Origin of the sequence: Acidovorax sp. Leaf191 (assembly GCF_001424425.1) — a bacterium.
Lineage (GTDB): Bacteria > Pseudomonadota > Gammaproteobacteria > Burkholderiales > Burkholderiaceae_C > Acidovorax.
Genome location: NZ_LMPT01000019.1, coordinates 700,604 through 723,866, shown reverse-complemented (window position 1 = coordinate 723,866; position 23,263 = coordinate 700,604). Strand labels below are relative to the sequence as shown.

General features: G+C 67.4%; 25 protein-coding genes. 9 read left to right on the top strand and 16 right to left on the bottom strand.

The window, feature by feature from the left end; genetic code table 11:
• Positions 1 to 31 precede the first annotated feature (31 nt).
• Together ASG27_RS17330 and ASG27_RS17325 are read right to left on the bottom strand one after the other, a co-directional pair.
• On the bottom strand, positions 32 to 1,300 hold the full coding sequence (locus ASG27_RS17330; protein WP_056418927.1) for an MFS transporter: 1,269 nt from the start codon (positions 1,298 to 1,300) through the stop codon (positions 32 to 34).
• Positions 1,301 to 1,469: 169 nt separating this feature from the next.
• The gene (locus tag ASG27_RS17325; protein WP_056170053.1) at positions 1,470 to 1,907 is read right to left on the bottom strand and encodes a thermonuclease family protein; all 438 of its coding nucleotides are present in this window, start codon (positions 1,905 to 1,907) and stop codon (positions 1,470 to 1,472) included.
• A gap of 606 nt (positions 1,908 to 2,513) precedes the next feature.
• Here ASG27_RS17325 and ASG27_RS17320 point away from each other — a divergent pair.
• Positions 2,514 to 3,176: a DUF2242 domain-containing protein gene (locus ASG27_RS17320; RefSeq protein ID WP_082486026.1), complete on the top strand. Its 663-nt coding sequence runs from the start codon at positions 2,514 to 2,516 to the stop codon at positions 3,174 to 3,176.
• A 57-nt stretch (positions 3,177 to 3,233) separates the two neighbouring features.
• Here ASG27_RS17320 and ASG27_RS17315 read toward each other — a convergent pair whose 3' ends face one another.
• A complete protein-coding gene (locus tag ASG27_RS17315; RefSeq protein ID WP_056418924.1) occupies positions 3,234 to 3,773 on the bottom strand; it encodes an RBBP9/YdeN family alpha/beta hydrolase in 540 nt (179 codons plus the stop codon).
• A 131-nt stretch (positions 3,774 to 3,904) separates the two neighbouring features.
• Between ASG27_RS17315 and ASG27_RS17310 the strand changes: the two genes are divergently transcribed.
• Complete coding sequence (locus tag ASG27_RS17310; protein ID WP_056419186.1) at positions 3,905 to 4,342, top strand: Lrp/AsnC family transcriptional regulator; 438 nt, start codon at positions 3,905 to 3,907, stop codon at positions 4,340 to 4,342.
• An 85-nt stretch (positions 4,343 to 4,427) separates the two neighbouring features.
• Here ASG27_RS17310 and ASG27_RS17305 read toward each other — a convergent pair whose 3' ends face one another.
• Positions 4,428 to 4,781: a dihydrofolate reductase family protein gene (locus tag ASG27_RS17305; protein WP_056418921.1), complete on the bottom strand. Its 354-nt coding sequence runs from the start codon at positions 4,779 to 4,781 to the stop codon at positions 4,428 to 4,430.
• Between the two features lie 447 nt (positions 4,782 to 5,228).
• Between ASG27_RS17305 and ASG27_RS17300 the strand changes: the two genes are divergently transcribed.
• From ASG27_RS17300 to ASG27_RS17285, 4 genes are all read left to right on the top strand, one after another.
• Positions 5,229 to 6,782 (top strand): acyl-CoA synthetase, encoded by a 1,554-nt coding sequence (locus tag ASG27_RS17300; protein WP_056418918.1) that lies wholly within the window; start codon positions 5,229 to 5,231, stop codon positions 6,780 to 6,782.
• Positions 6,783 to 6,889: 107 nt separating this feature from the next.
• Positions 6,890 to 8,035, top strand: a complete 1,146-nt coding sequence (locus ASG27_RS17295; protein WP_056418917.1) for an FAS1-like dehydratase domain-containing protein — start codon at positions 6,890 to 6,892, stop codon at positions 8,033 to 8,035.
• Between the two features lie 7 nt (positions 8,036 to 8,042).
• Positions 8,043 to 9,245 (top strand): CaiB/BaiF CoA transferase family protein, encoded by a 1,203-nt coding sequence (locus ASG27_RS17290; RefSeq protein ID WP_056418916.1) that lies wholly within the window; start codon positions 8,043 to 8,045, stop codon positions 9,243 to 9,245.
• Positions 9,246 to 9,278: 33 nt separating this feature from the next.
• Positions 9,279 to 10,253: a Bug family tripartite tricarboxylate transporter substrate binding protein gene (locus ASG27_RS17285; RefSeq protein WP_056418914.1), complete on the top strand. Its 975-nt coding sequence runs from the start codon at positions 9,279 to 9,281 to the stop codon at positions 10,251 to 10,253.
• Between the two features lie 281 nt (positions 10,254 to 10,534).
• Here the strand turns inward: ASG27_RS17285 and ASG27_RS17280 are convergent, their stop codons facing one another.
• The 4 genes from ASG27_RS17280 to ASG27_RS17265 all read right to left on the bottom strand — a co-directional run bounded on the left by ASG27_RS17280 (position 10,535) and on the right by ASG27_RS17265 (position 13,889).
• Positions 10,535 to 11,506: an IclR family transcriptional regulator gene (locus tag ASG27_RS17280; RefSeq protein WP_326938725.1), complete on the bottom strand. Its 972-nt coding sequence runs from the start codon at positions 11,504 to 11,506 to the stop codon at positions 10,535 to 10,537.
• Positions 11,507 to 11,679: 173 nt separating this feature from the next.
• Positions 11,680 to 12,090, bottom strand: coding sequence for a PaaI family thioesterase (locus tag ASG27_RS17275; RefSeq protein WP_056418912.1), 411 nt, complete (start codon positions 12,088 to 12,090; stop codon positions 11,680 to 11,682).
• A 200-nt stretch (positions 12,091 to 12,290) separates the two neighbouring features.
• Complete coding sequence (locus tag ASG27_RS17270) at positions 12,291 to 12,827, bottom strand: pseudouridine synthase (RefSeq protein ID WP_056418909.1); 537 nt, start codon at positions 12,825 to 12,827, stop codon at positions 12,291 to 12,293.
• Positions 12,828 to 12,953: 126 nt separating this feature from the next.
• Positions 12,954 to 13,889, bottom strand: a complete 936-nt coding sequence (locus ASG27_RS17265) for a M23 family metallopeptidase (RefSeq protein WP_156370812.1) — start codon at positions 13,887 to 13,889, stop codon at positions 12,954 to 12,956.
• A gap of 134 nt (positions 13,890 to 14,023) precedes the next feature.
• On the opposite strand from ASG27_RS17265, the gene ASG27_RS17260 reads away from it, so the two are divergent.
• On the top strand, positions 14,024 to 15,319 hold the full coding sequence (locus tag ASG27_RS17260) for a phospholipase D-like domain-containing protein (protein WP_056418903.1): 1,296 nt from the start codon (positions 14,024 to 14,026) through the stop codon (positions 15,317 to 15,319).
• A gap of 72 nt (positions 15,320 to 15,391) precedes the next feature.
• Here ASG27_RS17260 and ASG27_RS17255 read toward each other — a convergent pair whose 3' ends face one another.
• From ASG27_RS17255 to ASG27_RS17245, 3 genes are all read right to left on the bottom strand, one after another.
• Positions 15,392 to 16,105, bottom strand: a complete 714-nt coding sequence (locus ASG27_RS17255) for a nucleotidyl transferase AbiEii/AbiGii toxin family protein (RefSeq protein ID WP_056418897.1) — start codon at positions 16,103 to 16,105, stop codon at positions 15,392 to 15,394.
• Positions 16,098 to 16,553 carry a helix-turn-helix transcriptional regulator gene (locus ASG27_RS17250; protein ID WP_235504070.1) on the bottom strand — a complete coding sequence of 152 codons (456 nt, stop codon included), beginning with the start codon at positions 16,551 to 16,553 and terminating at the stop codon, positions 16,098 to 16,100. The genes ASG27_RS17255 and ASG27_RS17250 overlap by 8 nt, the downstream gene beginning before the upstream one ends.
• A 144-nt stretch (positions 16,554 to 16,697) precedes the next feature.
• Positions 16,698 to 16,946 carry a hypothetical protein gene (locus ASG27_RS17245; protein ID WP_056170038.1) on the bottom strand — a complete coding sequence of 83 codons (249 nt, stop codon included), beginning with the start codon at positions 16,944 to 16,946 and terminating at the stop codon, positions 16,698 to 16,700.
• 290 nt (positions 16,947 to 17,236) lie between these two features.
• Here ASG27_RS17245 and ASG27_RS17240 point away from each other — a divergent pair, with 290 nt between their 5' ends.
• Entirely contained in the window at positions 17,237 to 18,022 is a 786-nt protein-coding gene (locus ASG27_RS17240; protein ID WP_056418892.1) for a transporter substrate-binding domain-containing protein, read from the top strand.
• A gap of 100 nt (positions 18,023 to 18,122) precedes the next feature.
• Here ASG27_RS17240 and ASG27_RS17235 read toward each other — a convergent pair whose 3' ends face one another.
• From ASG27_RS17235 to ASG27_RS17215, 5 genes are all read right to left on the bottom strand, one after another.
• A complete protein-coding gene (locus tag ASG27_RS17235; RefSeq protein WP_056418889.1) occupies positions 18,123 to 18,614 on the bottom strand; it encodes an SRPBCC family protein in 492 nt (163 codons plus the stop codon).
• A gap of 168 nt (positions 18,615 to 18,782) precedes the next feature.
• The gene (locus ASG27_RS17230; protein ID WP_056418885.1) at positions 18,783 to 19,100 is read right to left on the bottom strand and encodes a DUF2322 family protein; all 318 of its coding nucleotides are present in this window, start codon (positions 19,098 to 19,100) and stop codon (positions 18,783 to 18,785) included.
• A gap of 128 nt (positions 19,101 to 19,228) precedes the next feature.
• A complete protein-coding gene (locus ASG27_RS17225) occupies positions 19,229 to 19,558 on the bottom strand; it encodes a hypothetical protein (RefSeq protein ID WP_056418882.1) in 330 nt (109 codons plus the stop codon).
• A 113-nt stretch (positions 19,559 to 19,671) separates the two neighbouring features.
• Positions 19,672 to 20,658: an FHA domain-containing protein gene (locus tag ASG27_RS17220; RefSeq protein WP_056418879.1), complete on the bottom strand. Its 987-nt coding sequence runs from the start codon at positions 20,656 to 20,658 to the stop codon at positions 19,672 to 19,674.
• The gene (locus ASG27_RS17215; protein WP_235504069.1) at positions 20,655 to 22,043 is read right to left on the bottom strand and encodes a S1 family peptidase; all 1,389 of its coding nucleotides are present in this window, start codon (positions 22,041 to 22,043) and stop codon (positions 20,655 to 20,657) included. Before ASG27_RS17215 ends, ASG27_RS17220 begins: the two co-directional genes overlap by 4 nt.
• Positions 22,044 to 22,236: 193 nt before the next feature.
• Here ASG27_RS17215 and ASG27_RS17210 point away from each other — a divergent pair, with 193 nt between their 5' ends.
• The gene (locus ASG27_RS17210; protein WP_056418873.1) at positions 22,237 to 23,178 is read left to right on the top strand and encodes a M14 family metallopeptidase; all 942 of its coding nucleotides are present in this window, start codon (positions 22,237 to 22,239) and stop codon (positions 23,176 to 23,178) included.
• The last annotated feature ends 85 nt before the right edge of the window (positions 23,179 to 23,263 follow it).

Below are 23,263 nucleotides of genomic sequence, written 5' to 3'. Positions count from 1 at the left end.
TGTCGAGCCGGCACTGCGCGGCCCGGCGAAGCTACCGTGCCTGCGCGGCTTCCTCGAACTTGTCCACCTTGCGCAGCGGCTTGAACACCGTGGCCCAGGTCGCCACCACGCCCAGCGTGCACAGGCCCCCCACGATGGCGGCAGGCACTGCGCCCAGCCAGGCCGCGCTGGTGCCCGCGCGGAACTCGCCCAGTTCGTTGGACGAGCCGATGAACAGCATGTTCACCGCGTTCACCCGCCCGCGCATGGTGTCGGGGGTCGAGAACTGCACCAGCGCGCCGCGGATGTAGACGCTGACCATGTCGGCCGCACCCGCCACCAGCAGCGCTGCGAACGACAGCCAGAACACCGTGGACAGCGCAAACACCAGGTTGGCCGCGCCGAACACCGCCACGGCGATGAACATGGTGCGCCCCACGTGGCGGTTGAAGGGGCGCATGCTCAGGTACAGCCCCGCGCTCACCTCGCCCACGGCCATGGCGCTGCGCAGCGCCCCCAGGCCCGTGGGGCCCACGTGCAGGACCTCGTGGGCGTAGATGGGCAGCAGCGCGATCACGCCGCCCAGCAGCACGGCAAACAGATCGAGCGAGATCGTGCCCAGGATGATGGGCCGCGTGCGGATGAAGGTGATGCCCGCGCCAAAGCGCTCGAACATCGTGCCCTGCGTGGGGCCGGGCGCGGTGGCGTGCGCCACCACCACGCGCAGCAGCAGCACCACGCCGAGCGCAAAACACGCGCAGCACACGGCGTACGTCAGCTCGCCGCCGCCCAGCGCATACAGCAGCCCGCCCAGCAGCGGCCCGCCGATGCTGGCCACGCGCATGAGCATGCTGTTGGCCGCAATGGCCTGCGCGAGCTGGGCGCGGGGCACGATCTGCGGCAGCAGGCTTTGCATGGCCGGGCCCGAGAAGGCGCGCGAGCAGCCGTACAGCACCAGCACCGCATAGATGCCCGCCACCCCGCTGGCCCCGTGGCCCGACAGCCACCACAACAGTGCGCTGCACACGCCGCCCACCGACCAGCTGATGGCCAGGATGCGCTTGCGCTCAAACCGGTCGATGAGGTCGCCCGCCGGCAGCAGCAGGCACAACATGGGCAGGAACTGCGCCAGGCCCACATAGGCCAGCGCCAGCGGCTCGCGCGTCAGGTCGTACACCTGCCAGGCCACCACCACCGCCTGCACCTGCGTGGCCACTACGGCCACCACCCGGGCGATCAGAAACGAGATAAAGCCGGAATGGCGGTAGACGCTGGCCGTCTCGGCATCGGGTGCCGCAAGGGTGGGTTGGGGGGCTGTCATGAAAAGGCGAAAGGCAGGCAGGGCGGCCGGCCGCAGCGCGTGCCGCAGGGGCCGGGGGAAAGACCCTTCGATGCTACTGGCTTAGCCGCGCGTTTGCCGGGCGGCGAGGTAAAGACCCGCAGAAACCGGCCGACGCCAGCCATCAACGCTGCAGGCGTCGCAGCCACCTTCAATGCCGGCTGCGGCGGTGCCGGTAGTCCCACGGTGCCAGCGGGCGTGGCTGCGACCACAGGCCCGTGCTGCTGCTGCGCGCCTGCCGCTGCAGGGGCGCCAGGTGCGGGTGGGCGCTGGCATACGGCGTGTACACCCAGGCCAGGCCCGCACGCACCTGGGCCGTGGCCACGTCGGTGCCGCCGCAGCGCACGTTGGCCACCGTGCGCCCGTAGCTGTCCTCATCCACCGGCTGCAGCGCGGCGCGCTGCTTGAAGCACAGTCGCGCCAGGTTCTGCCGCGACTTCTGGCCGAACGCCTGGCGCGACTCCGGCGCGTCGATGGCGGCCACGCGCACCTTGACCTGCTGGTAGGCCCCGGGCGTGCCGCAGCGGGCCGTGAGGGTGTCGCCGTCGCTGATGGCGACGACCAAGCAGAGCAGGGTGGCAAGGGGCACGGTGGGGGTGCGGCAGGTTCGAGCGCTGGCGACACAGCGCAGCGCTTGGCATTCAGGGGGGATTCACGCTCCATCGCAGGATGGGTCAGCGCGATTAGCTATCAATAGTATAGCTGCTGGACGTCTCGGACATGCCGTGTCCTGCCGTAACAAAGGCGTGCAAGGCGCACCTTGCTTGCTGGGGACGCTACGGCTGACCGTTTTTTAGGCAACGCGTCGCACGCCAGTGCTGGCGCGGGTTCCGGGGTTTGTCCCCGGATTTATCCACAGCTTGTTGCACATCCGACGGGCATAACTCGCCATGGCCCTCCAGGCGCGTGAGTAGGTGGCGCGCACGCTTTTTGGCAAAGGGCCGCAAGCTATCTTTTCAGGAGCGTTGGGGCCGCCCCCGTGGGCCGACGGTGCAAATTGATACGTTCAGTCGCCTTTTCCTGACGGCTGCGTGGCTCCGCTGGCGGCATAGTGCAGTGCAGCATCCCGCGTGCGCCGCAGTCCGGAGTTTCTAGAATCCATGGAACCCGGTGTGGCACGCGCCGTCAGAGCAAGCGGGGCGGGCCGCCCTGCTGCGGGCCCCTGCCAGCGCCATACGGAATTGGTGAGAACGACATGACACAGACCCAGATCCAGACACACAACCAGGACCACCTGTTGCCCAGCCTTGCATGCCAACCGACGCCGTCGCTGACGGCCTCTCCCCTCGACACGGGCCGTTGGCGGCCCGCCGTGCGCAGCGCTGCCGCCGCCGTCTTGGCGGGCGGGGCGCTGCTGCTGGCCGGCTGCGTAGGCACCAACGTGAAGACCTTCGGCGTGCAGGAAAGCTTTGGCTCGGTGAGCACCTACTCGCGCATGTTCGACGCCACGCCCGCCCAGACCTGCGAGGCGTCGCGCCGGGCGCTGCTGAGCCAGGGCTACATCATCTCGTCGAGCAGTGCAGATTTGGTGGAAGGCAAGAAGAGCTTCCAGCCCGAGGCCGAATCGCATTTGCAGATGGTCGTGCGTGTGGTCTGCGTGCCCGAGGCCAGCGACGGCAAGGTGAGCCTGGGCTTCGTCACCGCGCTGCAGGACACCTATGCGCTGCGCAAGACCAACAACTCCGCCAGCCTGGGCGTGGGCGCCATCGGTTCGGTGTCGCTGCCGCTGTCGGCCAGCAGCGAATCGATGGTCAAGGTGGGCAGCGAGACGATCTCCAAGGACACGTTCTACGAAAGCTTCTTCGACCTGGTCAAGCGCTACCTGATCATCGATCAGGCACAGGCGCTGGGCGGCTGAGCCCACTGCGGTGGTTCTGTGCCACCCGCGCCAGCCTTGACGGCGTGCGCTGCGTTCTCAGACTGCCTGCGCGCGCCAGCGCTCCACATGGCCCCACCCTTGCGGCCACGCGCCCAGGCCGCTGTCGGCATTGATGTGGCCTGCCGCGCCCAGCACCACATGCTCGGCGCCCCATGCCGCGGCGCGCTGCGCTGAAAAATCCGGCGTGGAGTAGGGGTCGTTGGTGCTGCTGATGAGCGTCAGGCGCCGCATCGGCGGCAGGGCGCCCGGCAGCGGCGCAAAGCCTTGCGCATCGGCTGGAAAGTTCGGCCCCAGCGGGTCGGGCACAGCCACCAGCAGCATGGCGTGCACGGGCCTCGTGCTCAGGGCGGCCCACTGCGCCGCCACCAGGCAACCGAGGCTGTGTGCTACCAGAATCGGCGGTTCGCTCGCGCGGGCCACGGCAGCGTCCAGCGCCTGCACCCAGTCGCTGCACACCGGGTGGTCCCAATCGGACTGCTGCACGCGCGAGACGCCGGCATGCTGCGCTTGCCACAATGATTGCCAGTGAAGGGGACCGGAGTTGTGGATGCCGGGCATGAGCAGGACAGGGCGCATGGCGTGATGCTTCTTGAAGTGTTGAAAGACCGCCTACGATAGGCAACGCGCGCGTCCCCCGCCAGGGGACATCATCGAAAAGCGTGCCTCCAAACCTTGAACTCATCGCCTGCTGGCAAAGGACCTTGCACGTGGAACTGGACAAGAAAGACCGGCAGATCCTCATGGCGCTGCAGCGTGATGCGCGGCAGAGTTTGTCGGCGCTGGGCAAGCAGATCGGCCTGTCGCAGCCCGCGATGAGCGAGCGCGTGAAGAAGCTCGAAGACTCAGGCGTGATCGCCGGCTACGCGGCCCGCATCGACCTGGCGGCGGTGGGCCTGGGCCTGCAGGCCGTGGTGCGGGTGCGCACCACGCACGAACACATCCAGCGCTACGTGCAGCTGTTCCAGTCCATGCCCGAGGTGCTGGACGCCGTGCGCGTGACGGGCGAAGACTGCTTCGTGGTGCGCTGCGCCTTCGGCCAGCCCGCGGACCTGGAGCGCGTGGTGGACGCACTGGCTGCGCACGGCAGCGTGTCCACGTCGCTGGTGCTGTCGCACCCGGTGAGCAAAACGGTGGCGCTGGACTGAGCGTCGTTGGAGCCAAAAAGGCTGCTACCGCTTGCTGATAAAGCGCTACCAGCTATACAAAGCATAGCAATGGGCAACACGCGAATCAGGGCAGCTGCACCGCGTAGCGCAGCTCCGCAAAGAGGCCGCCCAGCGTGGCCACCGACTGCAGGCGCAGGGCCGCCGGCTGCGTGATCTGGCGCGGCAGCAGCGGCGCGCCCGCGCTCAGCGTGACCGGTGCGACCTGCACGATCAGCTCGTTCAGCAGGCCTGCGCCGATGGCGTGTTGCAGCATCCATTCGCAGGTGTGCGACCCCATGGCCAGCGCGCCCACATCGCGGATGAAGGCGGGGTAGCTGGAGCTTTCGATCTCGCCGAACTGCAGCAGCCAGTTCAGGTCGTGGTCGGGCGTGGCGATGAATCCGTCCAGGCTGCACGCGCTGTAGAACTGCGTCGTCATGACGTTCCCTCGTGTCTGGGTGAGCCCGGCACTCCAGGGACCCTCTGCACGAATCATCGCGCCGTGTGCATCGGCAGTCTCGGGCGGCCTGCGGCGTTGCCAATACTCGCAATAGCTACGGCTATGGCTGCGTTTTGCGCCTTGCACTCCATCCCGATCCGCTGCGCACACTTGGCAGCTCGATGCGTGCAGAGGATCCCTAGGGCGGGCTGGTGACAGCGTGCTGGCAGCAAAGAATTGCGATCCATGCAGTGCCGGCCCTGAAGGGCAGCGGGGTGGCAGGCGAAACGCAGCGCCGCAGGGCTCGCGCGGGCACGCGGATAAGCGCCATCGGGTGGGTCATCAATGGTTCAAGAAAAATTGTATTGAGACAATTGATGGTCGTATTTGACAATAAAACCCGAAGAATTGAGACTGCATGCACCGCCACACGGAGCCCCTGCAGCCATGAAACGCCTGACCGAGTACACGACTTTTGCCGACGCCCAGAGCCACTTCGCGGCCGAGCGCCTGTGGGATCTTTTTGACGGGGACCGCAGCGCTTTCAACATCGCCCACGAGTGCGTGGACCGCCACGCCGGCCAGGGCCGCGATGCGGTGATCGTCTGCCGCGCGGACGGCGTGGACGAGACCATCACCTTCGACGAACTCTCGCAGGACTCCGCCCGGTTCGCGCATTACCTGGAAGGCCGCGGCGTGCAGCGCGGCGACCGCGTGGCGATCATGCTGGAGCCCTCGCGGGCCTTCTACACGGCCATGTTCGGCGTGATCAAGCGGGGCGCCATCGCCGTGCCGCTGTTCACCCTGTTCGGGCCCGACGGCGTGCGGTTGCGGGTAGGAGACTGCAAGCCCAGCCTGCTCATCACCAACGAAGACAAGCGCGAGGTCGTCGCGGGCCTGGGCACCACGGCGTTCGAAGTGTTCGACGGCGCCCTGTGGCAACAATTGCAGGCGCTGCCGGCCACCTACACCAGCACATCGCAGGCCGACGACCTGGCCGTGTTCCAGTACACGTCGGGCACCACGCGGGAGCTGCCCGAAGCCGTGAAGCACACGCACAAGGCGCTGGTCACGCTGATGGTGGCCGCGCTCTACGGCACGGGGCTGCGGCCTGGCGACCGGTTCATGTGCCCGTCGTCACCTGCCTGGGGGCACGGCTTGTGGCACGGCACGCTGGCGCCGCTGGCGCTGGGCCTGACCATTGGCAGCTACAGCGGCCGCTTCAGCGCCGAGCGCTTGCTGCAGGCGCTGTCGGTGCATCGCTTCACCAACATGTCGGCCGCCGCCACGCACTACCGCATGATGAAGAACTGCGGCAAGGCGGGCGACCACAGCTACCACTTCGACAAGCTCTCGTTCACCGGCGAGCCCATCGACGACGATACGGCCGACTTCGTGCAGCAGCGTTTCGGACTCGAAGTCTGCAGCATGTACGGCACCACCGAGATCGGGGTCGTGCTGGCCAGCTATCCGGGTGCAACGGACTTTCCGGTCCAGCGCGGGTCCCTGGGCAAGGCCGTGCCCGGCACGCGTGTCGAGGTGCACGACGCCAACGGCACGGTGTGCCCGCCCGGCACCACGGGCCAGCTCATGGTGCTGCGGCGCGGCCAGTGGATACCGACCAAGGACCTGGGCCGCACCGACGCGGACGGCTATTTCTTTCACGGCGGGCGTGCCGACGACGTGATCATCTCCGCCGGCTGGACCATGAGCGCCGTGGAGATCGAGAACGTGATCCTCATGCACGAGGACGTGCTCGAAGCGGCGGTGATCGGCGTGCCCGACGCACTGCGCGGCCAGGTGGTCAAGGCGTTCGTCGTGTCGCACCGCGCGCGCAGCGACGGCTTCGTCGAAGAGCTGCAGGGCCTCGTCAAGACCAAGCTCAGCCAGCACGAGTACCCGCGCCACATCGCTTTCGTGGCGGAGCTGCCCAAAACCCCTGCGGGCAAGGTGCACCGCAAGGTGCTGCGCGAGCGCGAGGCCGCCGCCGCCGTGGCCTGAGCGGCTGCCCCGCTTCCCCTCCGTGCTTTCCCTTTTCTTCGCCCTTCCTTTTTCGCTTTCCGTTGCTTCCCCGTTTTCGCCCATCCACAACCCAAGGAGACTTCACCATGTCCACCGCCACCACGCCGCAGCGCAGCTTTCCCAAGATCACCGACAGCGGCCTTGACGAACTGCGCGAACGCATCGGTACCAAGATCGGCCAGACGGCCGAACCCTGGTGCTACGAGGCCACGCGCGACAACATCCGCCACTATGCGCACGGCATCGGCGACGACAACCCGCTGTGGTGCGACCCCGACTACGCGGCCAAGAGCCACTACGGCGGCATCGTGGCGCTGCCCAGCTTCTTGTTCGCCACCAGCCGCATCGTGTCGGGCTATGTGGGCGGGCTGCCGGGCGTGCACGCCATGTGGTCGGGTGCGGACTGGACCTGGCACAAGCCCGTGCGCCGCAACGACGTGATATCCACCGAAGCATCCCTCAAGGACCTGATCGAGCACCAGACCCGCTTTGCCGGCCGCGCCATCCAGCAGATCTACCACGTGGACTTCTTCAACCAGGACGGCGACAAGGTGGCCGAGGCCGACAGCTGGTGCTTTCGCACCGAACGCGACCATGCGCGCGAGCAGGGCAGCAAGTACCAGAATGTGCGCGAACGCGGCCCGCGCCAGTACACCGACGAGGAGCTGGGCGAGGCCTACAAGCTCTACCGCAACGAGGAAGTGCGCGGCGCCACCCCCCGCTACTGGGACGACGTGAACGTGGGCGACGAGCTGCCCACCATGTTCAAGGGCCCGATGACGGTAACGGGCTTCATCGCCTACGCGCAGGGCTGGGGCGGCCTGTACATCCGCGCCAACAAGCTGGCCTGGAAGCTGATCGATGCGCACCCGGGCGTGGGCATCAAGAACCGCTTCGGCATTCCGGACGTGCCAGAGCGCGTGCACTGGGAAGAAGACTTCGCGCTCGAAGTGGGCGCGCCCGGCGCGTACGACTACGGCCCGGAGCGCACATCGTGGCTCACCCACCACCTGACCAACTGGATGGGCGACGCGGGCTTCCTGCACAAGGCCAGCTGCAAGATCCGCCGCCACAACCCCGAGGGCGACATGCTGTTCATCAAGGGCAAGGTCACGCGCAAGTTCGAGGAGGGCGGCAAGCACCTGGTCGAGATCACGCAGGAGGCGCACAACCAGGACGGCGAGCTCTCGGTGCTCGGCAGCGGCGTGGTGGTGTTGCCACAGCGCGGGTAGCCGCAGCATGACAAGCATCAGCGCCCCGGCGCTGCACGGCCTGCGCGTGGTGGACCTGACCCGCGTGCTCGCCGGCCCGTTGTGCACCCAGATGCTCGCCGACAACGGCGCCCAGGTGGTCAAGATCGAGCCGCCCGGCGGCGACGAGACGCGCCACCTGGGCCCGCCCTACGACGACAGCGGCCACTCGGCCTACTTTGCCGCGCTCAACCGCGGCAAGAAGGCCATCAGCCTGGACCTGAGCCAGCCCGCCGCGCAAGAGGTGCTGCACCGCCTGCTGCAGGATGCCGATGTGCTGGTGGAGAACTTTCTGCCCGGCACCATGGAGAAGTGGGGCCTGGGCTACGAAGCGGCGCTGGCCGCGCGCTACCCGCGCCTCATCTACTGCGCCATCTCGGGCTTTGGCCGTGACGGCCCGCTGGGCGGCCTGCCAGGCTACGACGCGGTGCTGCAGGCGCAGTGCGGTTTGATGAGCATCAACGGCGAGTCGGCCACGGGCGCCACGCGCATGGGCATTCCCATCGTGGACCATCTCACGGGCTATGTGGCGCTCACGGGCATTTTGATGGCCGTGTGCAGCCGGCAGCAGAGCGGCGCGGGGCAGCGGGTGGAAGCCACGCTGTACGACACCGCGCTGAGCCTGCTGCTGCCCCACGCCTCGAACTGGTTCGCGTCGCGCAAGGCGCCGGGGCTGCTGGGCAGCGCGCACCCCAACATCGCCCCGTACGACAAGTTCAGGGCGCGGGACGGGCATGTGTTCATCGGCATCCTCAACGATGGGCAGTTTCGCCGGTTCAGCCAGCACATCGGGTGCCCCGGCCTGCCGGACGATGCGCGGTTCCACGCCAACGCAGACCGCATCGCGCACCGCCAGGCGCTCAAGGACATCATCGAGTCCGCGATTGCCGCGCACGACTGCGAGCCGCTGTGCGAGGCGCTGATGCGCGTGGGCGTGCCGGCCGGGGTGGTCAACGACGTGCCGCAGGCGCTGGCCCAGGCGCACTGCGCGCACCGGCAGATGGTCATCCGCCAGGGCACGTTCACGGCGCTGCGCGGCCCGGCGCGGCTGTACGGTACCCCGGCTGTGCCCGGTGCGCCGCCACCGGTTTTCAGCCAACATGCCGACGAGGTGCTGGCCGATCTCGGTTTCAATGAAGCCCAAAGGGGAGAGATGTACCGCCGCGGCGACGCCCGCGCTCCCTCTGCCTGACGGGCAGATCACAAAAAAATACAGGAGACAAGCATGCGAACCATCGCTGCCATCATGACGGCTGCCAGTGTGGTGTGGACGTTCGGAACTGCCCATGCGCAGGCCCCCGCGCCCGGCTACCCCACCAAGCCCATTCGGATCATCGTGGCCTATGCCGCCGGGCAGGGCACGGACGTGGCCACGCGCTTCCTGGGGGAGCAGTTGGGCCGGGAGCTCGGCCAGCCCATCGTCGTCGAGAACAAGGCGGGTGCGGGTGGCAACCTGGGCACCGAGCTCACGGCCCAGGCCGTGCCCGACGGCTACACGCTGACCATGGGTACCAATGCCACGCACGTGCTCAACCAGTTCCTGTACGCCCGGCTGGCGTTCGACCCCGAGAAGGACTTCGAGCCCATCGCCATGGTAGGCACCTTCCCGATGGTGATGGCGGTGGGCGCGGGCGCTCCCCATCACTCGGTGGCGGACCTGCTGGAGTCCGTGAAGCGCGCGCCCCGCTCGGCCGACATCGCCATGCCCAGCACCTCGGCGCGCCTGGTGGTCGAGTTCTTGAAGGAGCGCTCTGCAGTGCCCTTGTTCGGCGTACCGTACAAAGGCTCGGGCAATGCGGTGACGGATGTGCTGGGCGGCCAGTTGCCGGCCGTCATCGACACGCCCCTGGCGCTGCGGCCCCACATCGCCGCGGGCAAGCTGCGCGCCCTGGGGGTGACGTCGGCCACGGCCAGCAGCCTGGTGCCGGGCGTCAAGCCGGTGGCCGAGCAAGGCTACGCGGGGTTCGAGTTCATCGCCTGGAACGCGCTGTATGCCCCCAAGGGCACGCCTGCGGCAGTGACAGGCGCCCTGAACGCCGCCGTCAACAGGGTGCTGGCCCGGCCCGAGGTGCGCCAGCGCCTGCTGGAGTTGGGCTTCGAGCCCGCCGGGGGCACGGCGGCGTCGCTGCATGATTTTGCGAAGCGGGAGCGCCAGCGCTGGGCGCCGATCATCAAGGCAGCTGGGATCCGGGCGGATTGAGGTTGCCGCTCGTGGTGGGCATCGCTCCGATCCGTTCGGGCTGAGCCTGTCGAAGCCAGGGCGCCTTCGTGGCAGCCCTTCGACAAGCTGGTGGGGTGAACGGTGGGTATCGCCAGGACGATGGAACGCCCGTGGATTCAGGGTCCCCCTGATGCTTTCAACACCCCCACCCGTTCGGGCTGAGCTTGTCGAAGCCTGGGCACGTCTCGTGACTGCCCTTCGACACGCTCAAGGCAAACGGTGAGATGGCGGAAAGGCGGTAAGGCGGTGTGCAGCGCCCCTCAGCCCGCGCCGCCCACCAGGCGCGACAGATCCGCAGCCTCGCGCTGCATCACCTGGGCCAGTTGCTGTACCACGGCGGCGCCCATCTGGCTGCTCAGGCCCACCACCACCAGCGTGTGCACCAGCCGGCCGCCGGGCGCGAACACCGGCACGGCCACCACGGTGATGCCGGCCATGAAGTTGTCGCGGTCCAGGCTCCAGCCGCGCGAGCGGGTGAGTTCGACCTCTTTTTTCCAGGTGGTGTAGGTCGGGGCCTGGTCCCAGACCACGCGGGCGAATTTTTCCTTGAGCGCTGGCCAGGTCTCGCCGCTGTAGGCCGCGATCAGCCGCCCGGTGGCGCTGACCAGTGTCTCGAACTGGCTGCCCACATCGGTATGCACCCGAAACGGCTGGCTGGAGCGCGACAGCGCCAGCACCATCACCGTCTGCCGTGCGGTGATCTCCACGCCCATGGCCGTCACGCCGAATTGCGCAGCCAGGCGGTCGAGCACGGGCTGCACCAGCTGCGTGAAGCCGCCGCCTTCCAGAACGCTGCGGGCCAGGCTGATCATGCCGGTGCCCAGGGCGTAGCGCTTGGTGGCCGGGTCGAGCGTGACCAGGTCTTCCGACACCAGCACCCGCAGGATGTGCAGGCAGGTGCTGGGCACCAGGTCGAGCTCCTGCGCCACGGTCTTGAGCGTGAGCGGCTGCTTGTGCTCGCCCAGCAGCCGCAGGATGGCGATGGAGCGCGTGACGGCCGGGACGGGGCGCACGCGCACGCCCTTGGCGGGCGGGGATGCGGCGGGCGGCAAGGCGGACTGGGAGCGGGTGGCCATGGGGGAGTTCGTGAGCTTCGACCCGGCGAGGGTAAACCCATTTGCGCCCCGGCTTGCCGCACCGCCCGTCGCGCCGTCCGCAGGTGCGTCGGCAGGGCCAGGGTGCAGCGGGGCGCCGAACAGGGCCATCAGGCTGTGGGGGGCGGGAATGTCCATGGCGTGCTCCTGGGTCGGGGTTACAACGGGCTGGCAGACGAAGAGCCGCAGAGGGGCTGCAGGCCACCGCGATCCGCGGCAGGTTGGGTTACTTCAAGGGTGACGCCCCAGCCGTGGCACGGTCAGGGGCTTCACTTCAACGGCTTTACGTCAACGGCTTTGCTTCGGCGCCATCACTTCAACGCCTTCATGAGGGCGTGGGCGGTGAGCACCAGGCTTTCGCCCGCGCGCAGCTCGCCGCGCATGAAGACCAGGCTGCCGGTGCGCTGCAGCACGGCCGCGCGCGCCTCGACGAACTGGCCCGGTCGCACAGGGCTTACAAAGTGCGAGTCGAGCTGCAGCGTGACGCAGGCGGTGCGGTCGCACGCCTCCCACGCCACGGTGCTCAGCGTGTGGTCCATCAGGGTCAGCAAGGCGCCGCCATGGGCCGACCCTGCGGGGTTGGAGTGCTGCGGCCCCACGGCCAAGCCGTAGGCCCAGCCGTGCTCTTCACGCAGGGCCCACAGCGGCCCGGCATGCTGGATGAAGCCTGTCAGGCTGCGCGCCTTCCAGCCGGGGCCTGGGGGTGAAGGGGTATCAGGCAATGCGACTCCTCTCGCCTGGTGGCTTGGCAGGCGGCTTGGAAGCAATTGTATGATTGAAATATGATTGTATTAGTACAATAGGCGATGCTGTGCTGTTGCTGTACGAGGCTTCGGGTCGGCGATGGTGGGCAGCGTTTTGCACCCCGTGCAAGCCGTGGCTGGGCCGGGCCGCGGTGACTTTCCCGCGCGGGCCCGGTGCCTCAGTCGGCCCAGGTGCCGGGCTCCAGCCCTTGCAGCGAGTACGGCCCGATGGCTGCGCGGATCAGCCGCAGCGTGGGGTAGCCCACGGCGGCCGTCATGCGCCGCACCTGGCGGTTGCGGCCTTCGCGGATGACGAGTTCGATCCACGCGGTGGGGATGGCCTTGCGCTCGCGGATGGGCGGGTTGCGCGGCCAGACCGTGGGGGCCGGGTCCAGCAGGCGCGCCCGGGCGGGCAGGGTGGGGCCGTCGTTCAGCACCACGCCGTTGCACAGCGTGGCGAGCGCGGCGGCATCGGGGATGCCCTCCACCTGCACCCAGTAGGTCTTCTCCATCTTGAAGCGCGGGTCGGCGATGCGGGCCTGCAGCGGGCCGTCGTTGGTGAGCAGCAGCAGCCCTTCGCTGTCCGCATCCAGCCGGCCCGCCACGTACACGCCGGGCAGGTCGATGTAGTCCTTGAGGCCCTGCCACTTGCCCTCGGCCGTGAACTGGCTCAGCACGCCATAGGGTTTGTTGAAGCGGATGAGGCGCGAGGTCATGCGGTGGCAGCGTTCTGAATAAAAAGGTGTCTACCGCGCATTGGGTAAGCGCTGGCAGCTATCAAATCCATAGTGTCGGCAATGGAGTGCGGCGACAGATTGACAGGTCGAGAGGTCGAAAGCCGGCTACGCCGGCACGAACAGCGCCGGGTCCACCATCGCGCGGTTGAGCATCACGCCCCAGTGCAGGTGCGGCCCCGTCACGCGGCCTGTGGCACCCACCTTGCAGAATGCCTCTCCGGTTTTCACGATATCGCCCACGCGCACGTCCATGCTGCTCAGGTGGGCGTACACCGTCAGCAGGCCCTGGCCGTGGTCGAGCCAGACGCTGCCGCCGCTGAAGAAGTAGTCGCCCACGTCGATCACCCGGCCCGGCAGAGGCGCCACGATGGGCGTGCCCGTGCCTGCCGCGATGTCCATGCCGCTGTGCGGATTGCGCGATTGGCCGTTGAACACGCGCCGCAGCCCGAACGAGCTGGACCGCCGCCCCGGCACCGGCACGCGCATGCGCAGCGATGCCAGCGCCTGGCCCGCAGGCTGTTCAGTGAAGGCCGCCACGACCACGGCCTGGTGGTCGCGCTCGCGCTCGTAGCGGGCCTGGTCTTCGGGCGACAGGTCCACCTTGCCGGGCGCGACCTTGAGCTGCTGCTCCTTGTACTGCTTGGGCGCAATGCGGTACGGCACCTGGCGCGCGCTGCCTTCGCGTTGTTTGCCGCCCGCGGGCTGCACGGTGATGAAGGCATCGCCCGGCTCTGCGGCCAGCGGTATGCCCACCACGGCCGTCCACTCGATGGCATCGCCCAGCACCAGTACCGGCACATCCACATCGCCCTGGCGCACATGCGCCACCGGCCGCGTGGCTGCCGGGCCCAGCGACAGCCGCGCCACACCGCCGGGCACTGGCAGTGCGTGGGGCCACACGGCAGGCGCTGGCGGCAGGGGCTTGGCATGCAGCCAGCCGGTGGCGGGCAGAGCCAGCAGGCCGCCTGCGCCGATCAAGGCGCTGCGGCGGGTCAGTGCGGGCAGGGGGCGGGGCGTGAGGAGGCTGGTGGTCTGGGGCACGGTGGGCAATGAAGGCGTTGAGTGGGTCGGTGGTGGGGCCAGCACGCGCAGGGCGTGCACCGGCGATTGTGCCGCCGCGCCGCTGCGGTGTCGGCCTACATCGTCCGGCACGGCCCCCCGCCACAATCTGTTGCATGCCCCACGCTGGCCCCCGCCGCTTCTCCACCCCCCTCATCGTCTTCCTGACCGCACTGGTCACCGGTGCTGCCGTGCTGTTGGCCCTGAACTTCACCGCCGGTGAAAAGAAGGTGCAGCACGAGTTGCCCCGGCTTTACAGCACCGCCAGCCCGCAGTTCGAGCGCGCCCTGGGCAGCCTGCTGGGCCCCGGCATCGTCGGGGGCAACGAGGTGACCGAGCTGCTCAACGGCGACCAGATCTTTCCGCCCATGCTGGCAGCCATCAAGGCTGCGCAAAAGAGCGTCACCTTCGAAACCTACATCTACTGGTCGGGCGACATCGGCAAGCAGTTTGCCGACGCGCTGAGCGAGCGTGCCCAGGCCGGCGTGCAGGTGCATGTGCTGCTGGACTGGGTGGGCAGCGCCAAGATGGAAGACAGCTACCTGGCCGAGATGGAGCAGGCGGGCGTGCAGATCAAGAAGTTCCACGAGCCGCACTGGTACAACCTGGCGCGCCTGAACAACCGCACCCACCGCAAGCTGCTGGTGGTGGATGGGCAGGTGGGCTTTACCGGTGGCGTGGGCATCGCGCCCGAATGGACCGGCAATGCGCAGAACCCCGACCACTGGCGCGATTCGCACTACCTGGTGCGCGGCCCGGCGGTGGCGCAGATGCAGGCCACGTTCCTCGACAACTGGCTCAAGGTCACGGGCAAGGTGCTGCATGGCGATGCGTACTTTCCGGCCATCGCGCCGGTGGGCACGCAAAAGGCGCAGATGTTCTCCAGCTCGCCGTCGAGCGGCAGCGAGAGCATGCAGCTCATGTACCACCTGGCCATCACCGCGGCCGAGCGCAGCATCGACCTGTCGGTGGCGTACTTCGTGCCCGACGAGCTCACGCAAAACCTGCTGATGGACGCCTTGAAACGCGGCGTGCGCGTGCGCCTGGTCACCCCCGGCGAACATACCGATACCGAAACCGTGAAGGCCGCATCCCGCGCCACCTGGGGCGACCTGCTGCAGGCCGGCGCCGAGATCTACGAGTACCGCCCCACCATGTACCACTGCAAGGTGATGATCGTGGACCAGCTGCTGGTGTCGGTGGGCTCCACCAACTTCGACAACCGGTCGTTTCGCCTGAACGACGAGGCGAACCTGAACGTCTACGACGCGAAGTTCGCGCAGCGGCAGACGCTGGTGTTCGAAGACGACATCAAGCGGTCTCGCCGCGTGACGCACGCAGACTGGCTGGAGCGGCCGCTGAGGGAGAAGCTGCACGAGAAGATGACGGGGCTGCTGCGCTCGCAGTTGTAAGGGATGCGTCGGCGTGGTTGTCGCTCGAGCGCAGTGGACTTTGCGCAGATGCCGTCACCGGCGCATGTGGGGTCACGCCGCTGGCAGAACCCTGCGCAGTGCGCGCACTATTTTCCAGACCACCGCCTTCGGGCTGCCGTGCATACCCATGGCCTGCATGCAGCGGTCCAGCCAACCCACGCGGTTCTGAAGCCGGTCAATCGCCTTGCCCAGGTCGCGCGCTATCGATGTGCCGTATGCCTCTTCGGCCTTGGCCATTGCCTTGCGCAGTGCGGGCAACCGCAGGTCCATCATGGCCAGGTCGATCACATCGCGGCTGAAGACACCGTCATCGGCCTGTCCGTCCGAGTTGGCCAGGAGTTTGGACGCTGCCAGGTCCAGCGGGGTGAGCGTGCTGACGCCGCAGACCACATCCTCGGGCCCTGGCGGTGCGAGCGTGATGCGGCCTTCGCGCACGATCTCGAACTTGATCGCCTGCCCGTCCATCTGCACCTGTGTGCGGATGCCATATTGGTCTGCACGTATCTCTCGCTGCGCAACCAGCGGCGTGGCGTGTTCGTGGGTGATAGGTGCCAGCCCGTCTGGGCCTGTGAGCAGTTGCCTCAGCTCGCGGTACCCGGCAAGGTCAGAGACCAGAAAGTCGATGTCCACGGACTCACGGTATTCGCCATACCGCAGTGCGATGCAGGTACCCCCGCCGAACAGGCAGCCATGCTGGCGGAGGACAGCGCCGTTCAGGGATGCCAGCACATGGGCAATGCGCTGGTGGTGCGGCCTGTCAAACATGGGGGATGGCGTTACCGTCGCCAACGGCCGAGAAAGCCAGGCGCAGCGCTTTCAGCAGTGCCTGCTCGTTGTCCGCCATGGCGCTCAAGTCGAGGTGGCGTGCGTTGCGCTCGTAGATATCGAGCGCTTCAGTGGGTGTCAGTGCATCGGTTCCATGCACCTGCCAAGCCAGCGCCTTGAGCTGGGGATAGTCAGCCAGCCGGATGCGAGCGGGAATCCAGCCTGCCAATGTTCCTGGCAGCTGCGCACCCGCAGGGCCGCTGGCAGGGTCCACCAGGGCCGGGACCATGCCGAGCGCGTTCATCACGTTGCACCAGGCGCCCATGGTCGCCGAAGGTTCGCCCTTTTCGATGCGATGCAAGGTAACCCGCGATATACCCGCAGATTCTGCTGTGACCGTGGCGCTCAGGTGCAGGGCCTTGCGCCGGGCGCGCAGTTGCTCGCCCAAGGCTTGCAGATGGGATGCAGTGTGCTCTGAGGCAAGAGGCGCTGGAGATGGCATTTGATTCTCGTTATTTGCAAAATGCGATTTTTGTCAACAATGAGAAACGATTTCTAAAGCAAAGCGTGCCAGTGCCGAAGTGCTGTGGAGTCAGTGCGTCACAAACTCGTACGCCACTTCCTCGCTCTCCACCATGTCGAGCACGTCGTTGAGCTCGTCATCGGTTTCGCTGCTGCTCCACATGTCTTCCGGGTCCGATGCGAACAGTGGCTCGATGGCGATGTCCAGGAATTTGCCTTCGGCCATCTGGATCACGGGCGTGCCTTCGGAGGTCTCGACCAGTTGCCAGTCGTCGGGCACGGTCATTTCAAGCTGGATGGTGACGTTGAGTTTTTTCATGGTGTTCCTTGTGTGATGGGGTCGTCTGCGCAGGGCAGGTCGATCGATTCGCAGTGCCATGGTCGACGGTCGATCCATGGATGATGATCCACCGGTGAAACAGCGGATCGGGCTTGCAGGGTAACCCAGCACGGTGGCAGTGCGTGCCCGGTGCCATCATTGGGCGCCTGCACGGCATGGTTGATGCTAGTGGCTGGCGTATTCTTTTTGTGCGTCCTGCCGGTGCAGCGTTTGCCGCGCGGCCCCCAAAGGACGGTTGTCCATCCCCCTCCTGGAGCGCTTCAAAAATCATGATCACCAAGAAAACACTCGCCGTGGCTGCCACCGTCCTGGTGGCGGGCCTGTCCCTCTTCAGCCAGGCCGCGCAGGCCGGCCCCCGGCTCGACAAGATCCTGGAGACCAAGGTCATCCGCGTGGGCACGCCGGGCGACTACCGGCCCTTTGCCATCAAGACCGACGCGGGCCTTTCGGGCCATGACATCGACGTGATCGAGGCGATGGCCAAGGAGCTGGGCGTGAAGATCGAATACGTGCAGACCTCCTGGCCCAACCTGATGAAGGACCTGCAGGCCGACCAGTTCGACATCGCGGTGGGCGGCATCACGCGCAATGTGGCGCGCATCCGCCTGATCGAAATGCTGCCGGGCTATGCGCCCTTCGGCAAGGTAGCGCTGGTGCGCTCGGCCGAGAAGGCCAAGTACAACACCGTGGACGACTTGAACAAGCCCACGGTGCGCGTGATCAAGAACCCCGGCGGCACCAACGAGACCTTCGTGCTGCAAAACCTCAAGACCGCGCAGGTCAGCACGCACGACAAGAACGCCGAGATCCCTGCGCTGATCGCCGAAGGCAAGGGCGACGTGATGATCACCGAGACCTACGAAGCCGTGGTCTACAGCAAGGCCGACCCGCGCCTTCACGCCGCCTTCATCGACGCGCCGCTCACGCCCAAGAGCTACCTGGGCTTCATGCTGCCCAAGGACGATGCGGACTACACCCGGGTGATGAACTTCGTCTGGGGCCAGGTGGACAGCCGGGGCGTGCTCAAGCAGGCCGCCGACAAGTGGCTCAAGTGATACGGATGATGACGATGGTGGCGCCTGCCTGACAGCACAAGCCCGCGCCCTGCGCCGGGCGCGGTTGCCGCAGCACCGGCCGGCGTGCGGGTGCTGCAGATCACTCGGCAGGAATGTCGGGCTCGACCAGCTGCGCCAGCAGCTGCAGCGACTCCTGCCACCCCAGGTAGCACATCTCGGTCGGGATCACGGCGGGGATGCCTGCCTGCACGATGGACACCTCGGTGCCCACCAGCACCTTCTTGAGCACGATGCTGGTGCGCATCTCGCCGGGCAGGTTGGGGTCGTCGAAGCGGTCGGTGTGCACGATGCGCTCGCCGGGCACCAGCTCCAGGTATTCGCCGCCGAACGCATGCGTCTGGCCGTTGCCGAAGTTGGTGAACTGCATGCGGTAGGTGCCGCCCACGCGGGCATCCAGGCTCAGCACCCGGCCGGTGAACCCGTGGGGCGGCAGCCACTTGCACATCGCGTCTGCGTCCAGAAAGGCGCGGTACACCCGCTCTGGCGGAGCGCGCAGCACGCGGTGCAGGGTGGCAGTGCCGCCGGCTGCGGCGCTGTGGCTGCTGTTGTCGGTCGGGTTGCTGGTCGTCATGGGCGGTCTCCTTGGGGTGTCAACTACTCAGGGTGGATGAAGAAGGTGGGCAGCAGCGGGGCCCGCAGCTGTTCACATTCCTACGACGAACGGGGCAGGCCGTTTTCGACAACTGGTGACCGGCGCCGGCATTTTTTTCTGGACGCCTGGCGCTGTCCAGCCCCGGCCTCAGGCGGCCACGGTGCGCACGCGGAAACTCTCGCTGCCCTCGGCCCAGGCCAGCAGGCGGTCGATGTTGGGGTGCTTGCCAGGGAAGGCCTTGGCGTCTGCCGTGTGCTCTGCATACCACTCCAGCCCCAGCGCAGCGGCGGCGGGCGTGATGCTGCCGCCGTACAGGGCCGCCAGCGCGGCGTAGACGACCAAGGAGCCCGTCTGGCCGGGCTTGTTCTCAATGGTGGCCACGACCTCGTCGCCGGCATCCAGCAGCTGCAGGGCGGCGAGGTGGGTGGTGGCGGGGAGTTGCTCGAGGCGGGTTGAGAAGTTCATAAAAAAGATGGGTGGAGTAAAAAAAATGCCGCTAACGCATTACTGGTAAGCGATGAACGCTATTCAATGAGGAGCATTGATGCTGGCGCATGATGCCGGGTGCACATCGCTCGCTCGGGGTGTTGCCATCAAGCCTGCCACACCCCGAACCCGGCCGAGCGCAGGTCGATGCCGATCTCGATCTCCCGGTCCAGCGCATCCTCATAGCTCATGGGGTTGAAGCCTTCGTACAGGTCGGGCAGCAGGCGCAGGCCGTATTGCGTCACGAACCGGTTGGCCTGGATGCCGGCCTTGTGCTTGTCGAACCGCACGTCCGGGTCCAGGCCCGTCATGCCCACGTACACGCAGGGCTTGCCGTCGATGTAGCCAGGATTGCTCTTGCGAAAGCGTGGCTCCAGCAGCACGTCTTTCGATAGCTCGATGACGTAGACGTGGTGATGGAGTTTGCGGCGGCGCATGGGGGTGGTTGCGTGGGCGCTGGTGGGCTGGTGGGCTGGACGGGGGTAGCCGGTGGGGCGCGGCGCTTCAGGCCTGTGGCCGTGGCGCCGGGCCGATTGTTCACACCGGTTGTTCACTCGTCGTCATCATTCCCCTGGCCGTCGTCGCGCAGGCGGCGGTCGAGCTTGCCGCGCAGCGATTCGGTCTCTTGCAGGAACTGGTCCACCGGCACGGCAGGGGCCACGCGCAGGCTGGGCGGGAACAGGCTGCTCATGTACAGCACAGAAGACAGCCGCATGTTGTTCAGCCACTGCGCCCCCAGCCATGCCGGCACGCCCAGTACGATCGCGGCGGCCACCGTCCAGGCCAGGCCCACACGGCGACGCGGCAGCACGGCGGCCAGGTGGGCATACAGCGCACCGGCCAGCGTCAGCACGAGCAGCAGACTGGCGAACTGCGCAAAAATCTCGAGCGAAAAAGCGAATGCGATCACATGGGCCAGCAGCTGCACTGCGTCCATCGCCAGTGCCGCAGCGCAGGCAATGCGCACATGGCGCCAGAACTGCAGGGAGCCCGCAAACACCTTGTTGGCCACTGCCCACACGCCCGACCACACGACCATCGCCACCAGCAGCGTGAGCAGCACGCCAGGCACATCCTTGAAGTACTGCAAGGTGTCGCGCGCATCCAGCCACGACTCCCCCAGCCCCGCGAACAGCACCAGGGCCGCCAGCGCGGCCGTGGTGCCCACCGTGCGCCACGGAAACTGCGGCAGCGGCTGTTCATCGGCAATGGGCGTGTCGGCCAGGCGCAGAGCGATGTGGGTATGGCCCAGGTCGACAGGCGTGCCGTGGGGCCAGCCAAAGCGTTCGCCCTGGCGGTAGTGCTTGCGCTGCAGGCGTGCGCCGTTGCGCGTTTCCAGCACCTCGACCTGCACCTCGCGGGAGGCGTCTGCCGCCCGGTCGATGCGCAGGTGCGTGGGGGCGACGAAGGGGTCGTCCAGCACCAGGTCGCAGTCGAGCCCCCGGCCCACGGTCACAGGCCAGCGCGTGATGGGAGCGCGCGCCAACAGTGCGCCGTGGCGGTCAAAGGCTTCTATCAGTCCCAGGGTCGGCATCATGGTGCGGCCTCCCAGCGGAACGCCTTGAGGTAGTGGCTTGCCAGCTTCATGCCGTTGTCGAAAGCGATGCCTTGCACGTCCAGGCGGCCCAGCACGCCCTGGGTGGGCTGGTTGGTGCTTGCGGCCAGCACCGTCATGGTGTACAGGCCGGGCAGCTTGCGGTAGGCCGACATGCAGATCACCACCCGCATCGGCAGGCTGCCGGGGTTCACATAACGTTCGGAGCAGTCGACCGCCGTCTGCTGGCGGTTGCCGCGCCGCAGAAACTGCTCGTTGGCAAAGCTGTGCGAGTACATGCGGCCGAACCGGGCGGCGCCCAGGGTCGGGGCGTTGTAGGTCTCGTAGGCCAGGCGCACCGCGCCGGTGTTGAAGTCACCCGCCACCACATCGCTGTCGGCCCGGCACTGTGTGCGCTCCAGGTTCAGGCCGGGAAAGGCCGGGTCGCGCCCCGAGCCCCAGCACCGGGCCAGTGCGTCGTCCGGCACCGGCACGCGGTAGTTGCCATGGCGCTGCTCGCGAAACGGTGCTTTCAGGAACCGGTCCGTCAGCAACTGCTGATGGCCCGTCAGCTGCCGGGTCATCTCGCCGTACGCGGGCTGGGTGATGGGCTCGGCGGCCGCTGCGCGTTGCACCAGCGCCTGCGCGAACTCGGCAGGAATCAGGAAGCTGACCTGCTCCCCATCGAGCCGCTTGGCCACGTTGATACCCAGCACACGCCCGGCATCGTCCACCGCCGGGCCGCCGCTCATGCCGGGGTTGAGCGTGCCGCCAAAGAAAATGCGCGGGTAGAAGCTGCGCCGCACCAGCCCGTTGTAGGTGCCCTCGGTCACGGCAAACCCGATGTCCAGCGGGTTGCCCAGCGAATAGATGCGCTCACCCTGCGCCAGGGCCTCGGTGGCGGGCCGAAAGCTCAGCACCGGCGCCGCGGCGGTGCGGGCCTTGGTGCGCAACACGGCCAGGTCGTGCTGCACATCGAACGCCAGCAGTTCCACGTCGCCTTCCTGCCCCTCCATCGTCACGTACACGCCGCGATACCGCTCGGGCTCCAGCGCCAGCTGGCTGGCCACATGGAAGTTGGTGACGATCAGGCCATCGGCGGAAACGAAGAACCCAGAGCCGATCGACGCCTGCGTGTCGGCATTGCGCAGCAGCGTGCGGATCTGCACCAGCTTGTCGCGCGACAGCTCGTAGATGCGCCGTGCGTCGCGCGACAGCGCTGTGGCGGGCACCGGCACGGCCGCACCTGCTGTGGAAGGGTCTGCACTGCCGGTTGCTTCGCCGCCAGGCGATGACGGCGCTGCAAGGCCGGGTGCCACAGGCGGCAGCCCGCCTGCAGGGCGTGCCGCCGATGCGCTGGCAGGGGTGGTGGGGGCAGGCGGTGTCATGGGCGCCTTCTGTGCGTGGGCCGACATGCAGGCCAGCAAGAAAACGACGGGTGTGGCAAGCCGAAGCGGCCAGGGCAGGGGAAGAGGCATCGGGGTATTCTATGAACGCTCTGCACCGTGCTCCGCGCGGGCGGTCTAGCCACCCCACGCCACGCACCCCCATTTCGCTTTTTACACACGCCACACCACCGCCATGCCAGACACCCATTCCTACCCCATCGGCACACCCGGCCAGCCCTGGGGCGCCGCAGAGCGCGACCAATGGCGCGCCCGCCAGGTGCGCCGGCGCAGCTACGCCGACGACGTGCTGACCGCCATCGAGGCACTGCGCGGCCGCTTCGATGTGGAGATGTACGGCGATGTCGTCTATGCCGACGCCCACCATGCGGCAGAGCGGTTTCCCCTGCGGGCCCTGCGCAGCCGCAAATGGAGCGAAAGCCTGCCCAGCGTGCTGGTCACCGGCGGCGTGCACGGCTACGAAACCAGCGGCGTGCACGGCGCGCTCCGCTTTGTGGATACGCAGGCCGAGCGCTTTGCCGGCCGCGCCAACCTGCTGGTGGTGCCCTGCGTCAGCCCCTGGGCGTACGAGCGATTTCAGCGCTGGAACTTCGACGCCATCGACCCCAACCGGTCCTTTCGCGAAGGCTCACCCGCGCAAGAAGCTGCCGCGCTGATCCGCTTGGTGGCCCCGCTGCGCGGCCAGTGGGCGGCCCACATCGACCTGCACGAAACAACCGACACCGACGAATCCGAATACCGCCCCGCCGTGGCCGCGCGCGACGGCAAGGTGTTCGAGCCCGGCAGCATCCCCGACGGGTTCTATCTGGTGGACGACACCGACAACCCGCAGCCTGCGTTTCAGCAGGCGATCATCGACGCGGTGAGCCGGGTGACGCACATCGCACCTGCGGATGACCAGGGGGAAATCATCGGTTCACCGATGGTGGCGCATGGCGTGATCCATTACCCGATGAAACAGTGGGGCCTGTGCGCGGGCATCAGCGGGGCGCGCTACACCACGACGACGGAGGTGTATCCGGACAGTGCGCGGGCCACGCCGGAGCAGTGCATTGAGGCGCAGGTGGCGGCGGTGTGTGCGGCGGTGGAGTTTGTGGTGGCCAGCGCGTCGGCGTGAGTGTTTTTTTCTCCGGGGCGGCAGGGCTTGCGCGGCACTGCTGCGCATGCCGGACAAATCTGAGCACTGCGTCCACTTGGATCTA

What these genes read in the sequence shown, in the direction of transcription:
- ASG27_RS17235 (WP_056418889.1), bottom strand. Translation starts at nt 18,614, where the DNA reads ATGACGACCAGCAACCCGACCGACAACAGCAGCCACAGCGCCGCAGCC.
- ASG27_RS17280 (WP_326938725.1), bottom strand. Translation starts at nt 11,506, where the DNA reads ATGGACATTCCCGCCCCCCACAGCCTGATGGCCCTGTTCGGCGCCCCG.
- ASG27_RS17245 (WP_056170038.1), bottom strand. Translation starts at nt 16,946, where the DNA reads ATGAAAAAACTCAACGTCACCATCCAGCTTGAAATGACCGTGCCCGAC.
- ASG27_RS17330 (WP_056418927.1), bottom strand. Translation starts at nt 1,300, where the DNA reads ATGACAGCCCCCCAACCCACCCTTGCGGCACCCGATGCCGAGACGGCC.
- ASG27_RS17295 (WP_056418917.1), top strand. Translation starts at nt 6,890, where the DNA reads ATGTCCACCGCCACCACGCCGCAGCGCAGCTTTCCCAAGATCACCGAC.
- ASG27_RS17215 (WP_235504069.1), bottom strand. Translation starts at nt 22,043, where the DNA reads ATGACACCGCCTGCCCCCACCACCCCTGCCAGCGCATCGGCGGCACGC.
- ASG27_RS17220 (WP_056418879.1), bottom strand. Translation starts at nt 20,658, where the DNA reads ATGATGCCGACCCTGGGACTGATAGAAGCCTTTGACCGCCACGGCGCA.
- ASG27_RS17285 (WP_056418914.1), top strand. Translation starts at nt 9,279, where the DNA reads ATGCGAACCATCGCTGCCATCATGACGGCTGCCAGTGTGGTGTGGACG.
- ASG27_RS17320 (WP_082486026.1), top strand. Translation starts at nt 2,514, where the DNA reads ATGACACAGACCCAGATCCAGACACACAACCAGGACCACCTGTTGCCC.
- ASG27_RS17270 (WP_056418909.1), bottom strand. Translation starts at nt 12,827, where the DNA reads ATGACCTCGCGCCTCATCCGCTTCAACAAACCCTATGGCGTGCTGAGC.
- ASG27_RS17240 (WP_056418892.1), top strand. Translation starts at nt 17,237, where the DNA reads ATGATCACCAAGAAAACACTCGCCGTGGCTGCCACCGTCCTGGTGGCG.
- ASG27_RS17305 (WP_056418921.1), bottom strand. Translation starts at nt 4,781, where the DNA reads ATGACGACGCAGTTCTACAGCGCGTGCAGCCTGGACGGATTCATCGCC.
- ASG27_RS17210 (WP_056418873.1), top strand. Translation starts at nt 22,237, where the DNA reads ATGCCAGACACCCATTCCTACCCCATCGGCACACCCGGCCAGCCCTGG.
- ASG27_RS17290 (WP_056418916.1), top strand. Translation starts at nt 8,043, where the DNA reads ATGACAAGCATCAGCGCCCCGGCGCTGCACGGCCTGCGCGTGGTGGAC.
- ASG27_RS17230 (WP_056418885.1), bottom strand. Translation starts at nt 19,100, where the DNA reads ATGAACTTCTCAACCCGCCTCGAGCAACTCCCCGCCACCACCCACCTC.
- ASG27_RS17260 (WP_056418903.1), top strand. Translation starts at nt 14,024, where the DNA reads ATGCCCCACGCTGGCCCCCGCCGCTTCTCCACCCCCCTCATCGTCTTC.
- ASG27_RS17315 (WP_056418924.1), bottom strand. Translation starts at nt 3,773, where the DNA reads ATGCGCCCTGTCCTGCTCATGCCCGGCATCCACAACTCCGGTCCCCTT.
- ASG27_RS17300 (WP_056418918.1), top strand. Translation starts at nt 5,229, where the DNA reads ATGAAACGCCTGACCGAGTACACGACTTTTGCCGACGCCCAGAGCCAC.
- ASG27_RS17255 (WP_056418897.1), bottom strand. Translation starts at nt 16,105, where the DNA reads ATGTTTGACAGGCCGCACCACCAGCGCATTGCCCATGTGCTGGCATCC.
- ASG27_RS17225 (WP_056418882.1), bottom strand. Translation starts at nt 19,558, where the DNA reads ATGCGCCGCCGCAAACTCCATCACCACGTCTACGTCATCGAGCTATCG.